The organism is Acidilutibacter cellobiosedens (assembly GCF_004103715.1).
In the GTDB taxonomy this organism is placed as follows: Bacteria; Bacillota; Clostridia; order Tissierellales; family Acidilutibacteraceae; genus Acidilutibacter; species Acidilutibacter cellobiosedens.
Window position 1 is genome coordinate 346,093 of the sequence record NZ_CP035282.1, and the last position, 13,765, is coordinate 359,857.

A 13,765-nucleotide genomic window follows, 5' to 3' on the forward strand; every position below is an offset into this window, starting at 1 on the left:
ATGATGAATACATAAAAATGCAGAACTGAAATCAAAACTTTATATGTAAGGGATAAATAGAGAGCACTGAAAAAATATTTTTTCAGTGCTCTCTGTTTATTTTTTTATCAATTAACTATTTAATCGTTTTAATTGGTACTGGTATATGTACATTAGTTTGTACAGGTAATGCTTATTATCATAAAAATCAGACTAAAAAATTATACAGAAAATAATTTAAACAGAAAAGTTAGTGGCAAGGCATATACCGGTTTAATGATACATATCTCAATAATGATAAAAAGAATGCAGTTAAAGGGGGAAATATACATTTTCAATATAAATTATGAATATATTCAGAATACAGAGGAATATAAAATATCCAGGAAAGTTGTAGAGAGAATTGAGAAAAAGTTCATCATAACTGTATCTGAAAAAGATATGGAATATATTGTTCTTCATCTAATATGAACTTTTGTACGAGATAAAGTAATATAGAAAATCTATACTTTATGAAAGGGGAACTTTTATGTTAAAAGATCTGCTTAAAAGGGATGTAATCGAACTAAAGGTTGAATGTAAAGATTGGAAGGAGGCTATAAGAAAGGGAACTCAAAATTTGATTGATAAAGGATTTATTGAAGAAAGTTATACTGAAGCGATATTTGAAAGCTTTAAAGAAAATGGACCTTATATGGTAATAGGCCCCGGAATCGTCTTAGCTCATGCTCGACCGGAGGACGGAGTTAATCAGCTATGTATGAGTTTGACTACTTTAAAAGAAGGAATAAATTTCGGCAATAAAACTAATGACCCGGTAAAACTCATAATTACTTTCGGCGCAATAGATAATAAAAGCCACTTGGAGGCTTTATCTCAATTGATGGAATTATTCATGAATGATAATGACATTAATAAAATTATATCTTCAACAACGAAGGATGATGTATTGGATATAATCTACAAATATTCAAAGTAACAGATTTATAAGAAATTCGGAAGGAGGTGAAAACATGAAGAAGATTTTAGTATGTTGCAGTACAGGTCTTGGCAGCAGCTTTATGATAGAGATGAATATCAAAAAAGTACTAAATGAATTAGGGATAAAGGGTATAGAAGTGAGCCATTCTGATTTGTCATCTGCTTCTGCATCCGGTGCAGATATATTTGTTGGTACAAGGGATATAGCCAACAATTTGAAACCTCTCGGAGATACCATCTTATTAAATAATATGATTGATATGAATGAACTGAGGGATAAATTGACGTTAATGTTAAAAGGGAAAGGCATGATTTAGTAAAAAATATAACAAAGGGGGTTATTTAATGTTAAAACTGATTTTGGACATATTAAGTGTGCCTGCAATTTTGGTTGGACTAATAGCACTTATTGGTTTAATATTACAGAAGAAATCAGCTTCTGATACATTGAAGGGGACAATTAAAACGGTCTTAGGATTCTTAGTACTAAGCGGAGGAGCAGGAATTGCCGAAAAATCCTTAGGTTATTTTGGAACTATATTTCAAGAGGCCTTTAATGTACAGGGGGTAGTGCCTCACAATGAAGCTGTAGTAGCTTTGGCTTTAGAGACCTATGGGACCAGTACAGCTCTGATAATGGCCTTTGGGATGTTAGCTAATATACTTATAGCCAGATATACAAAACTTAAATATATATTTTTAACCGGACATCATACATTATATATGGCAGCTATGATATCCGTGATTCTTGTAGTCGGAGGTTTAGAAGGAGTTACCCTTATAATAGTAGGTTCAATAATACTTGGATTTGTTATGGCGTTTTTCCCTGCAATTGCTCAGCCGACTATGCGAAAGATTACCGGTACTGATGATGTAGCCTTTGGACATTTTGGTACCGTTGGATACGTACTATCTGCTTGGGTAGGAAAGGTGTTAGGTAAGAATTCCAAATCCACAGAGGAAATGGAATTTTCTCAAAAGCTTGGTTTCATGCGTGACAGTTCCGTAGCCATATCTTTAGTAATGGGCGTACTGTATATCATAGTTGCTATTGCTTCTGGGCATAAATTTATAAATACATTGAGCGGGGGACAAAACTACATTTTATTTGCCGTACTACAGGCTATAACCTTTGCAGGAGGAGTATATATAATACTTCAGGGTGTAAGGCTAATATTGGCGGAGATAGTACCTGCATTTAGAGGTATATCGGAAAAATTGGTACCTGATGCAAAACCGGCATTGGATTGCCCTGTAGTATTCCCGTATGCGTCTAATGCGGTATTAATCGGATTCCTATCGAGCTTTTTAGGTGGTATAGTTGGAATGTTAATATTGATTGGATTAAAAACTACAATAATATTGCCTGGAGTCGTTCCTCATTTTTTCTGTGGCGCAACGGCTGGAGTATTCGGTAACGCAACAGGAGGTAAAAGAGGGGCTTTCTGGGGCTCTTTTGCTCATGGACTTCTGATAACATTCTTGCCGGTATTGTTGATGCCGGTATTGGGAAATTTAGGATTTGCCAACACTACTTTTAGTGATGCTGATTTTGGAGTAGTAGGTATTATATTAGGCAATATTGTGAAGTTGTTTATAAAATAAAAGGTAGATTTTTCTACCTTTTATTTAAATACAGGAGGTTGCAATGAATAAAGAGAAATTAACACAGTTAAAGAAAATAGCCCTTTGCATCAGAAAAGCTGAATATAAAGGGAATAAGCACGAAAGTCATAGAAATGCCGACAATAAAACCTTTAGATATAGAACTAATTTTGCAGACGCAAAGAAAATTAAAGGCATAGTTGTAGCAGAAGACCATTTTAAATATGGTGGTCTGTATAGTGCTATATCGGAAGTGGTTGTGGATAAATATCCGTGTAATATAAAGCCGGTTAGCGTAGACGATACCTTCGGAGAATCGGGAAAGTCTGATGAATTGTATGAAAAGTATGGATTAACGGAGGAAAATATTATATCTAAAGCTTTAGATATACTGGAAGTATAAACTTTAGCAACACTCCGGAAATTAGAATTATTCTATTGTTTTTTTTATTAACTTAATATAATATATATGTAAAGAAATCTTCAGGGCGGGGTGAAATTCCTCACCGGCGGTGACAGTCCGCGAACCGTTTTTACGGCTGATTCGGTGAAATTCCGAAACCGGCAGTTATAGTCTGAATGGAAGAAGATGGCTTAAATTAAGAGCTATTTTATATGCCCCAAAGATTTGGGGTATTTTTATGCCCTGACAAAAATATTATTTTGGAGGGATTTATATGAGAAGTTATAAAAAAACAAGGATGAATGTAAATACTAAGAATATTGTCAGAATTGCCATGTTGGCTGCAGTAGCCGTAGGTTTAATGTTTTTTAAGGTTCCGGTAGTGTTTATGGCTCCAGGTTTTATGAAACTTGATATAAGCGATGTGCCTGTTTTAATATCAGGATTTGCTATGGGTCCAATTTCTGGTGTAATCGTATCACTATTAAAAAATTTGTTGAACATGCTAATAGAAGGTAGTACTACCGGAGGTATTGGAGAGCTTACCAACTTTATTATCGGTTCATCTTTTGTTTTAGCATCATCAATTATATACCGTAAAAGCAAAACAATTCATAGAGCTATCTTGAGTTTGGTTGTCGGAATTTTGTTTATGACTCTATTGGCTTCATTAAGCAATTATTATATTATATTTCCGTTGTATGGCAAAGTAATGATTCCTATAGAAAAGATAATTGAAATGGGCAGTGCCATAAGCTCTCGGGTTGTGGATTTAAAAACAATGATTATATATACAGTGGTGCCATTTAATTTATTAAAAGGAACTGTAAATGCCTTGGTAACATTTTTGCTATATAAGAGAATATCTCCTTTGCTAAAGGATTAGTACATTGTTTTTATTTAATAATAAAAATTCAAGGTGATATTTTTTGAATTAATAATTGATAATTTATAGTTTATAATTTTACAGACTGAGAAAATAAACTTAAAATATAATTTAAACTTAATATTATAGAATTTGTAAAATTCTTAATCTATAATATAAAACGAAAACATTTCGAGTTTATTTAAATAAAAACTCGAAATGTTTTTGTTTAGAATCTGAGAGGAAAGCTCTAATTACCTTAAAATATGCTTTCAGTAAAATGGGCTTAATATATCATTGTTTCAATGAAAGCTCTTTTTAAAAAGTATTTTATCCTGCAATCACATAGTCATAAAGCCTACTCACTGCATTCCAATCAACTACATTCCAAAAGGCCTTTACGTAGTCTGGACGGAGATTTTTATATTTAAGATAATATGCATGTTCCCACACATCTATTCCCAGAATCGGTATAAAACTACTGTCCTCTATGAGTGGATTATCCTGGTTAGGAGAAGAGCTGACATTAAGCTTTCCATCCTTATCTGTACTAAGCCATGCCCAGCCTGAACCGAACCGGCTTATTGCAGCAGCAGAAAGATGCATACGCATATCTTCTACACTGCCGAAGTCCTCTTTGATCTTTTTTTCCAGCTCTCCCCTGGGGTTTCCTCCGCCATTAGGAGATATTGTACTAAAATACAGGTTATGGTTGTAAAACCCTCCGCCATTATTTCTTATTGCAGTTCTTAGTGTGGTATCAGCGATAACATCAAGGTTTTTTAAAATTTCTTCAATGCTTTTACCAGACAGTTCCGGCACCTTCTCAACTGCAGCATTTAAATTTGCCGTATAAGTAGCATGATGCTTACTATAATGTGTAATCATTGTCAATTTGTCAATATGTGGTTCAAGGGCTCCAAACCCATAACTTAATTCTATTTGTTTAAACATTTCAAATCCTCCTTTTTAATTCTTAATTTCTTTCTTTATAACAGACTTGTCGATTCTTTTTTTGATTTAAGTGATACAGGAACAAATCGTTTTAGATTAAATCACAGATATCTGCTAAATTAATATGTGTTGTACTTTATCTCAATTATACCCATTCCCGAAAGAAATTAATGCTAATTTGGATTTAAAAGAAAAAAATTCAAAAAATTTCTTGATAAATGCCCAATACAATGAAGGAATAGGCATCTGGTCATCAATTTAAAAGAATAAATCAGAATTTTAGGTATAACGTTCAATAAGTAATTTAAAATTGTCTCTGATATAATAATTAAATCTACAACTGTATAATGCAGATTTAAAGTATTTTTAACATTAAATTTTTATAAAGTTCATGTATATTTGCGGTATAAGTCTTCATTACTTATTGAAGACATAATGAATTAAAAATTGAATATTCTTATACATTATGATATAATTTTAAAAACATAATGACATATGCTAAACATTATTAATTATAAAGAGGAGTTGATATTATGTTTAGTAATATGAAGGAGAGTTGGAGGGAATACGTAAAAACAAAGAAAGTATCGGAAAATGTAAGAAATGTTATATTGGAATCATGGAGAAGATGCGAAAAAATGGGAGTAAACTATATGTGGGGAAGAGGTACAAGGGTTTCGGATGCGTGGCTTAAAGAAAGTATATCCAGAAAAACAGAATTGATAAACCTTACACGGCCTATTTTGGAAAACGTTTACTCAATGGTGAAAAGTACAAGTTACAGTGTTGTTTTAACTGATGAAAAGGGAGTTATTATAGATTTGATAATAAACAATGATATAAAGGATATTCATGATAATTTAAACTTTGTAAAGGGTTCTCTGTGGGATGAAAAAAGCGTAGGGACTAATGCCATAGGCACATGTCTTGCAATTGACAAACCTATGCAGGTTATAGGAGCAGAACATTATTGTGAATATCACCATAGATGGACCTGTTCTGCGGCTCCCATACATAACAGCAAGGGAGAAATAATAGGATGCTTTGATATATCAGGCAGAGCAGAGGATGTTCAAACTCACACTTTTGCTATAGCGGTTTCCAGTGCCAATTGTATAGAAAAACAGCTTGCCATATCAGAATCTTATCATCTGGTGGATACTACCTTTGATTCCATAATGGATGGAATAATGGTGGTTGACAGCAATTTAAAAGTTATAAGGATTAACAATAAGGTTAAAGATATATTTGACATGGAGGAAAGTGATATATTAAATACCAAGTTTGATAAAGTCTTTAAACTAATTGATATTAAGAATAATATATTTATAGCTAAGGAGAAGATGAGTATTTTTGACTTTACAATTTCCATCGGAAATAAAAAAGTTGAATGTTCCTTGAATATTTCTCCTATTTTGGCAGGAGACGAGGTAGCGGCGGCAGTAATTTTTATCAGAGAAGCAAAACATGTGAGAAAAGAGGTAAGCAAATTAGCAGGTTTTAATGCAAATTATACCTTTAACAGTATAATTACTGAGGATAGCAAAATGAAGGAGCTTATAAGTACAGCAAAAAAAGTATCAAAGACAAATTGTCCCATTCTAATTGAGGGAGAGAGTGGTACGGGAAAGGAGCTGTACGCTCAGTCCATACACAATGAAAGCCATAGAAGAAATGGCCCTTTTATTGCGATTAATTGTTCTGCTATTCCAAAGGAACTGTTTGAAAGCGAGTTATTCGGCTATGAAAGCGGCTCTTTTACGGGAGCAGTAAGGGGAGGAAAACCCGGAAAATTTGAATTAGCTAACGGAGGTACAATTTTTCTGGATGAAATAGGAGAAATTCCTTTGGAGGTCCAGCCGAAACTTTTGAGAGTTCTGGATAACAATAAAATTATGAGAATTGGAAGTTTTTATGAAAGGGATTTGGATGTCAGAGTTATATCTGCAACCAACAGAAATTTGGCAGATGAGATTTCAAAGGGTTCTTTCAGGCAGGATCTTTATTTCAGGCTCAATGTAATTAATTTAAAAATACCGCCTTTAAGAAATAGAAAAAATGACATAATAGTTCTTGCAAGATATTTTTTAGAGGATCTTAACAGAGAAAATAGTATGCAGAAATATTTTTCCAAATCCTTTGAAGAAACATTAAAAAATCATTTCTGGAGCGGAAATGTGAGGGAATTGAAAAATATTATTCAGCGGGCATACTACACCTCTGACAGACAAGTGATCAACAGTACAGTATTTTATAAGGACAATGCCGAATTTATTAAAAGTTCTGAGAAATCACCCTCTTTTAATTTGAAAGATATAGAAAAAGACAGTATAAAGCAGGCTCTTGCAGCTAATAATTTTAATGTTTTAAGGGCTGCCAATGATTTAAATATAAGTAAGGCTACTATTTACAGAAAAATAAAAATGTACAGTATTGATTTGAGAAGTATAGGCAAATCTATATAACAATATTTTTAATAGATATTATGGATGTCTCAAAATGAGACTTCATATTTACACCTGCAGACAAATTCATAGGAATTTATTATATTAATACAAAAAGGAATCTCAAAATGAAACTTTAGTCTCATTTTGAGATTCCTTTTTTGTATGTATTAATAAAAAATAAATTGCAACGATTCTAACAGAGCTTCAAAACATTAAAATTAAGGGATTTAACAAAAATTTTTTAAGTTTAAAAATCTGGCATAAAATGTGCTTTGTATTTAAGATGACAATGATAAATAGAAAGGAGAATTTATACGAAGAGATTTATTATTGAGTTTGGGCCGGGAGTGGATTTTCGCAGGATAATATAAATGATAGCGTATTCATCAAAACAACTGTTGCCGTTACAAGGCCTGATGAAGTCAAAACGGAAGAAATAGAAAAATACTTTCCTATAGGGAAAGTAACAGTACATGCTGTTAATGGAGGGCTGAAAACGGAAGGCCTTTATTTCACTAAGCTTGGAGATAAAGATGATTCAATTGAGGCCGCCATAGCATGTGTGGAAGTAAAAATAAAATAATGATGGGAGGTAGTATTTTGAAAATAACAGATGCTCAATTGAAAAGTATGTATTTGACCATGTTAAAGATTAGAAAATTTGAGACAAGGGCAATGGATAAATTTGCTGAAGGTAAGATTCCCGGATTTGTTCATCTTTATATAGGAGAAGAGGCTGTTGCAACAGGAGCTTGTGCTAATCTCAGAGAAGACGATTACATTACAAGTACTCATAGAGGACATGGCCATATTATAGCCAAGGGCGGAGAATTGAATTATATGATGGCAGAACTTTTTGGGAAGGAAACAGGATATGGAAGAGGAAAAGGCGGGTCAATGCATATTGCCGATGCATCAAAAGGTATACTTGGTGCAAACGGTATTGTAGGTGCAGGACATAATATAGCAGTGGGAGCGGGTTTTGCTGCTCAGTATAAAGGAACTGATCAGGTTTGTGTTTGCTTTTTTGGAGATGGTTCTACAAACCAGAGTACATTCCATGAATCTATGAATTTAGCAAGTATTTGGAAACTTCCCGTTATATTTGTATGTGAAAATAACGGTTACGGAATTTCTGTAAGTCAGAAAAGACATCAGGCAATTACTGATGTTTCCGTAAGAGCAACAGCATACAATATGCCTGGAGTAACAGTAGACGGCAATGATGTATTTGCAGTTTATGAGGCTGTAGGGGAAGCAGTTGCACGGGCAAGGAAAGGACAGGGGCCAAGTTTGATCGAATGTAAAACTTACAGATGGAGAGGACATTTTGAAGGGGACCCAACTGTATACAGACCAGAAGGCGAACTGGAAGCTTGGAAGAAGAAAGATCCTATACCAAGATTAGAAAAATATCTTATGGAAAATGACATAATGACGGAAGATGAAATTAAAACGTTGAACGCAGATGTTGATAAGATGATAGATGATGCTAACGAATTTGCAGATAAGAGCAAAATACCTGCCTTGGAATCAGCTTTGGAAGATGTTTATACTGATATAGTTGAGGAGGGAAGAGTAAGATGAAAAAGATGACCTATGCAGAAGGAATAAGAGAAGGAATGAGAAAGAAAATGTTGGAAGATCCCAATGTGTTTATCTTCGGAGAAGATGTGGGAAAATTCGGCGGATGTTTTGGAGTCACGATGGGAATGTTTGATGAATTTGGAGATAAAAGAGTAAGAGATACACCTATTTCAGAAGGGGCAATCATTGGAACTGCTGTAGGGTCTGCGGCATGCGGACTGAGACCTATAGCAGAACTTATGTTTATGGATTTCGTTACAGTAGGTATGGACCAAATTGTAAATCAAGCTGCGAAATTAAGATATATGACAGGAGGAAAAATTACTCTTCCTATAGTTATACGACTTCCGGAAGGAGGAGGAGTAAGTGCTGCTGCACAGCATTCCCAATCCTTAGAAGCATGGCTTACTCATGTCCCTGGGCTTAAAGTTGTATATCCCTCTAATGCCCGGGATGCCTATGGGCTGATGATTTCGGCAATAGAAGATGATAATCCTGTAATCTATATTGAAAACAAAACATTATATGCAACTAAAAGTGAAGTAGAAGATGAACTGAAAATAGTACCCTTAGGAAAAGCTTCCGTTAAAAAGGAGGGAACAGATGTAACTATAATAACTTATGGACGACAGGTCTTCAATTCTTTAAAAGCGTCTGAAGACCTTGCTAAAGATGGAATAAATGCAGAGGTTATCGATTTAAGGTCTCTTTATCCCTTTGACATTGAAACAATATTTAAGTCTGTGGGCAAAACCCACAAGGTTGTAATAGTAAGTGAGGAGGTAAAAAGGGGAGCTTTTACCGGAGAAATTGCTTCAATTATTGCTGAAGAATGTTTCTATGAATGTGATGCTCCAATAAAAAGAGTTGGTTCCCTTAATACTCCAATTCCATTTGCCTCCAATCTGGAAAATTATGTTCTTCCAAATGATAGAGACATAGTAATTGCTGTTAAATCATTGTTTTAACAAAGTTGTTTAGGGGCATTGATATAATTCTATATCAATGCTCCAGTTCAATATGGAGGTGGAAAATGCTTACTACCATCGGAATAATAGCAAATCCTGCTTCCGGAAAGGATATAAGGAGACTTGTATCCCATGCTACCGTAATAGATAACAATGAAAAAATAAATATTGTGGAAAGAATCATATTGGGAGCTCAAGCTTTCGGAGTAGAAAGAGTTTATATGATGCCTGATTCCTACAATATAGGTTATAGAGTTGAGGATAGCCTCAACACGTGTAACGAACTGAAATGTGATATTAATGTAATAAATATGCTGAATTGTGATAGCATAGAGGACACCATATGTGCTACAAAATTTATGGAACAAAACAAAGTAGGATGTATTGTAACTTTAGGAGGTGACGGTACTAACAGGGCTGTTGCGAAAGCAGTTGAGAATACACCTTTAATAACTATTTCGACAGGTACAAACAATGTGTATCCGGTTATGATGGAAGGGACTATAGCAGGAATGGCTGCAGCAGTAGTTGCTTCCCATAAATTTGATGAAAGGCTGTTTACAATTAAGGATAAAAGAATAGAAATATATGAAGATGAAGCCTTAAAGGACATTGCTTTGATAGATGCAGTTATATCAAAAGATGTCTATGTAGGTTCAAAAGCCATATGGAACATTGAAAATATTGAAAAAATATTTGTGACGAGAAGCCATCCTGCTTCAATAGGTTTTTCATCTGTTGTGGGCTGCAGGAAGATAATACTTCCTAAAGATGATTTCGGGGCATTTATAAACATTAATTCTAAAGGTTCTCAAATTGTCGCTCCCGTTGCAGCAGGAGTATTAAATTTAATTTTTACAGAAGAACCTGTTATTCTTAAATTAAATGATGAATTTAGATATATTTCGTCAGGCAGAGGGACTATTGCTTTAGATGGAGAAAGAGAAATAGAATTTTCAAAGAATCAGAATTTCATATTCAAAATCACCCGTAAAGGTCCACAGCATGTAGATGCGGTAAAAGCATTGGAAGTAGCACAAAATAAAGGCTTTTTTCTTGCAGGGAATTCTTCAATTTGTTCTATTGTCAGAGAAGGAAAAATTGAAGGAACATATAACTAATATTAAGGAGGAACAACATGGCAGAATTAGTATTGATGCCCAAAATGGGATTAACAATGACAGAGGGATTTTTAACTAACTGGAAAAAATCTGAAGGAGACATAGTAACAAAGGGAGATACACTCTTTGAAGTAGAAACAGATAAATTGACAAATGAATATAAATCAACAGTTTCAGGAGTATTAAGAAAAATAATTATTAAAGAAGGTACTGTAAAGGTGCTTGAACCGGTGGCGATAATAGCTGAAACAGGTGAAGATATCTCGGGTTTATTGAAAAAATTAGGAGAAAATACTCAGCCGGATACTCCTAATCTTAAACCGAAAACAGTATCAAAGGAAAGCGGAAAATCTGTAGTTTCCAATAGAGAGAGAGTAAAAATTTCTCCGAGAGCTAAGAAAATAGCCAAGGAATTAAATGTTGATATTTCATTAGTAAAAGGTACAGGACCTGAAAACAGCATAACTGAGGATGACATCAGAAATTATTCGGAAAATAAAAAAAGTACTAATAAAAAGGTATCGCCTACGGCAACGGTAGTTGCGGAACAATTGAATGTTGACATAGACAAGATTCAAAAAGATACGAGAATTATGAAAGACGATGTCATTAAGTTTAAACTCAGTGAGGAACTTGCCAAATATGCAGACCCCAAGGAATCAAGAAAGCCTATGAACACAATGAGAAAGGTAATCGGAAAAAGAATGTTGGAAAGTGTACAGACTTCTCCTACGGTAAATTACAATATAAAAGTAGATACAAGTGCATTAAAGCATATTAGAGAGGAACTTAAAGCTACGCTGAAGGTTTCATATACGGATATTTTGGTTAAAATCGTATCCAAAACCTTGCTGAAATTTCCTCTTTTAAATAGCTCCATAGACGGCAATGAGATTATTATAAGAAATTACGTGAACATGGGTGTAGCAGTTGCCCTTCATGAGGGACTCCTTGTTCCGGTAATAAAATATGCCAACGTTAAAGGATTAAAGGAAATTTCGGGGGAACTTAAAGAGTTGGCAGAGAAGGCAAAAAACAATGAACTGACTCCTGACGAACTTTCGGGAGGAACATTTACTATCAGCAACCTTGGCATGTTTGGAATTGAATTATTTACACCTATTATAAATCAGCCGGAGGTGGCGATATTGGGTGTAAATACGATTAATGAAGAAGCAAAAGTGATAAACGGCCAATTGGTGATTAAACCTATAATGAACCTGAGTTTGACTGCAGATCACAGGGTTATAGACGGAGCGGCAGCCGCAGCATTTATGGCAAAGCTAAAAGAATATATAGAGAAGCCGGGACTTCTTTTAATTTAAGGAGGTAGCTTAATGAAGATAGTAATTATGGGCGGGGGACCGGGAGGGTATGTGGCAGCTATAAGAGCTGCTCAGCTTGGTGCCGAGGTGACAATAATCGAGAAAGAACATTTTGGCGGGACCTGTTTGAACAAAGGGTGTATACCTACCAAGGTTCTGCTTCATACTACTGAACAGCTTGAAATGATAAAAAAAGATTATAATGAAATGGGTATAAGGGTATCAGATATAGGGGTGGATTGGAGACGGTTACAAGAGAGAAAAGAAAAGATAGTAGGAAGACTTGTAAGAGGAGTAGAAGGACTCCTGAGTAACAACAAAATTGTAAAAATAGAGGGAGAAGGAAGTTTTGTAAATAAAAATAAGATATCCGTAAAGATGAAGGATGGTACAAAAACATCAGCAGACTTTGATTATGCTATAATAGCTACAGGTTCGAAACCGGTAATAATTCCTTTACCGGGAGTAAATCTTCCTGGAGTTATAACTAGTGACGAAGCCCTTTCGCTATCGAAAGTACCAAAGAGTATGGTAATAATTGGCGGAGGAGTCATAGGAGCAGAATTTGCCGCTGTTTACAATGCCTTAGGCTGTAAAGTTATAATTGTGGAAATGCTTGATAACATAGTTGCCAATATGGATAAAGATATAGTTCAGCCTTTGAAAGATAAATTTATTAAAAACGGTGTGGAAATCCATACGGGTACGAAGGTAGTTTCTATTTCAGAATCAAATGAAGGATTGTCCGTAAATACAGTATCATATCAGGGAGAAGCTTCTTTTATAGGTGAAAAGGTGCTTCTGTCCATAGGAAGAAAACCCGCAACAGATAGCATGGGACTGGAAAATCTTAATGTGAAAACCGAAAGAGGGGCTATTGTAGTAAATAAAAATATGAGGACGGATACAGATAATATATATGCCATCGGAGACTGTACAGGAGGCGTCATGCTTGCTCATGCAGCTTCGGCGGAAGGAATCGTTGCCGCTGAATCTATAATTGGTAAAAAACCACAGATAGATTTTAGAACCATACCTTACTGTGTTTACACAAAACCTGAACTGGCAGGGGTGGGACTTACGGAAGAACAAGCCAAGACAAAGGGATATGAAATTAAAACGGGAATGTTTCCCATGTATATAAACGGTAAGGCTATAATAGAGGGAGAAACTGATGGTATTGTAAAATATATTGCCGATGCTCAAACAGGAGAAATACTTGGGTTTCATATGGCAGGGCCGAGAGCTACGGACCTTATTGTGGAAGGATCACTTGCCATCAGACTTGAAGCTACTGTTGATGAAATAACATCAACGATACATGCCCATCCTACAATAGGAGAAGCTCTTCAGGAAGCAGCTCATGCAGTTCACGGAAATGCAATTCACATTCCAAGATAAAAATAATTATTAAGGCGTTCTAATAGCAATAGAAATTAGAATGCCTTAATTTTTTGTTCGCTTAGCTTGATATTTATTTTTCTGTTTTTTTGTGTTATGATATTTCTAATTAAGGAATTGAACCATATT

13 protein-coding genes, 1 pseudogene and 1 riboswitch are annotated in these 13,765 nt (G+C 34.7%); of the genes and pseudogenes, 13 read left to right on the forward strand and 1 reads right to left on the reverse strand.

The window, feature by feature from the left end; all coding sequences use genetic code 11:
- Positions 1-168 precede the first annotated feature (168 nt).
- The 6 genes from EQM13_RS01700 (at position 169) to EQM13_RS01725 (ending at position 3,854) form a co-directional block, all read left to right on the forward strand.
- Positions 169-450, forward strand: a complete 282-nt coding sequence (locus EQM13_RS01700; protein ID WP_128751778.1) for a PRD domain-containing protein — start codon at positions 169-171, stop codon at positions 448-450.
- Between the two features lie 58 nt (positions 451-508).
- A complete protein-coding gene (locus EQM13_RS01705) occupies positions 509-958 on the forward strand; it encodes a PTS sugar transporter subunit IIA (RefSeq protein WP_128751779.1) in 450 nt (149 codons plus the stop codon).
- 34 nt (positions 959-992) lie between these two features.
- Complete coding sequence (locus tag EQM13_RS01710) at positions 993-1,277, forward strand: PTS sugar transporter subunit IIB (protein WP_128751780.1); 285 nt, start codon at positions 993-995, stop codon at positions 1,275-1,277.
- Positions 1,278-1,305: 28 nt separating this feature from the next.
- Complete coding sequence (locus tag EQM13_RS01715; RefSeq protein ID WP_128751781.1) at positions 1,306-2,565, forward strand: PTS ascorbate transporter subunit IIC; 1,260 nt, start codon at positions 1,306-1,308, stop codon at positions 2,563-2,565.
- Between the two features lie 43 nt (positions 2,566-2,608).
- A complete protein-coding gene (locus EQM13_RS18425; protein WP_114218980.1) occupies positions 2,609-2,968 on the forward strand; it encodes a transketolase C-terminal domain-containing protein in 360 nt (119 codons plus the stop codon).
- A 72-nt stretch (positions 2,969-3,040) separates the two neighbouring features.
- Positions 3,041-3,160, forward strand: a riboswitch (FMN riboswitch).
- A gap of 82 nt (positions 3,161-3,242) precedes the next feature.
- Positions 3,243-3,854 carry an ECF transporter S component gene (locus EQM13_RS01725; RefSeq protein WP_128751782.1) on the forward strand — a complete coding sequence of 204 codons (612 nt, stop codon included), beginning with the start codon at positions 3,243-3,245 and terminating at the stop codon, positions 3,852-3,854.
- A gap of 309 nt (positions 3,855-4,163) precedes the next feature.
- Here EQM13_RS01725 and EQM13_RS01730 read toward each other — a convergent pair whose 3' ends face one another.
- Positions 4,164-4,787 (reverse strand): superoxide dismutase, encoded by a 624-nt coding sequence (locus tag EQM13_RS01730; RefSeq protein ID WP_128751783.1) that lies wholly within the window; start codon positions 4,785-4,787, stop codon positions 4,164-4,166.
- Between the two features lie 533 nt (positions 4,788-5,320).
- Here EQM13_RS01730 and EQM13_RS01735 point away from each other — a divergent pair.
- From EQM13_RS01735 to lpdA, 7 genes and pseudogenes are all read left to right on the forward strand, one after another.
- Complete coding sequence (locus EQM13_RS01735; protein WP_128751784.1) at positions 5,321-7,252, forward strand: sigma-54-dependent Fis family transcriptional regulator; 1,932 nt, start codon at positions 5,321-5,323, stop codon at positions 7,250-7,252.
- 343 nt (positions 7,253-7,595) lie between these two features.
- Positions 7,596-7,817: pseudogene (locus EQM13_RS18970) on the forward strand (Lin0512 family protein); the annotation flags it as partial.
- Between the two features lie 17 nt (positions 7,818-7,834).
- Positions 7,835-8,821, forward strand: a complete 987-nt coding sequence (locus EQM13_RS01745) for a thiamine pyrophosphate-dependent dehydrogenase E1 component subunit alpha (protein ID WP_240662979.1) — start codon at positions 7,835-7,837, stop codon at positions 8,819-8,821.
- Complete coding sequence (locus EQM13_RS01750) at positions 8,818-9,789, forward strand: alpha-ketoacid dehydrogenase subunit beta (protein ID WP_128751785.1); 972 nt, start codon at positions 8,818-8,820, stop codon at positions 9,787-9,789. The genes EQM13_RS01745 and EQM13_RS01750 overlap by 4 nt, the downstream gene beginning before the upstream one ends.
- 65 nt (positions 9,790-9,854) lie before the next feature.
- A complete protein-coding gene (locus EQM13_RS01755; protein ID WP_128751786.1) occupies positions 9,855-10,910 on the forward strand; it encodes an ATP-NAD kinase family protein in 1,056 nt (351 codons plus the stop codon).
- Between the two features lie 17 nt (positions 10,911-10,927).
- On the forward strand, positions 10,928-12,235 hold the full coding sequence (locus tag EQM13_RS01760; RefSeq protein WP_128751787.1) for a dihydrolipoamide acetyltransferase family protein: 1,308 nt from the start codon (positions 10,928-10,930) through the stop codon (positions 12,233-12,235).
- A 12-nt stretch (positions 12,236-12,247) separates the two neighbouring features.
- Positions 12,248-13,636: a dihydrolipoyl dehydrogenase gene (lpdA, locus tag EQM13_RS01765; RefSeq protein WP_128751788.1), complete on the forward strand. Its 1,389-nt coding sequence runs from the start codon at positions 12,248-12,250 to the stop codon at positions 13,634-13,636.
- The last annotated feature ends 129 nt before the right edge of the window (positions 13,637-13,765 follow it).

Bases quoted from the DNA above. Each gene is read 5' to 3' on its own strand.
- EQM13_RS01715 (WP_128751781.1), top strand. From the start codon at position 1,306: ATGTTAAAACTGATTTTGGACATATTAAGTGTGCCTGCAATTTTGGTT.
- EQM13_RS01750 (WP_128751785.1), top strand. From the start codon at position 8,818: ATGAAAAAGATGACCTATGCAGAAGGAATAAGAGAAGGAATGAGAAAG.
- EQM13_RS01735 (WP_128751784.1), top strand. From the start codon at position 5,321: ATGTTTAGTAATATGAAGGAGAGTTGGAGGGAATACGTAAAAACAAAG.
- EQM13_RS01710 (WP_128751780.1), top strand. From the start codon at position 993: ATGAAGAAGATTTTAGTATGTTGCAGTACAGGTCTTGGCAGCAGCTTT.
- EQM13_RS01760 (WP_128751787.1), top strand. From the start codon at position 10,928: ATGGCAGAATTAGTATTGATGCCCAAAATGGGATTAACAATGACAGAG.
- EQM13_RS01700 (WP_128751778.1), top strand. From the start codon at position 169: ATGCTTATTATCATAAAAATCAGACTAAAAAATTATACAGAAAATAAT.
- EQM13_RS18425 (WP_114218980.1), top strand. From the start codon at position 2,609: ATGAATAAAGAGAAATTAACACAGTTAAAGAAAATAGCCCTTTGCATC.
- EQM13_RS01755 (WP_128751786.1), top strand. From the start codon at position 9,855: ATGCTTACTACCATCGGAATAATAGCAAATCCTGCTTCCGGAAAGGAT.
- EQM13_RS01730 (WP_128751783.1), bottom strand. From the start codon at position 4,787: ATGTTTAAACAAATAGAATTAAGTTATGGGTTTGGAGCCCTTGAACCA.
- EQM13_RS01725 (WP_128751782.1), top strand. From the start codon at position 3,243: ATGAGAAGTTATAAAAAAACAAGGATGAATGTAAATACTAAGAATATT.
- EQM13_RS01705 (WP_128751779.1), top strand. From the start codon at position 509: ATGTTAAAAGATCTGCTTAAAAGGGATGTAATCGAACTAAAGGTTGAA.
- lpdA (WP_128751788.1), top strand. From the start codon at position 12,248: ATGAAGATAGTAATTATGGGCGGGGGACCGGGAGGGTATGTGGCAGCT.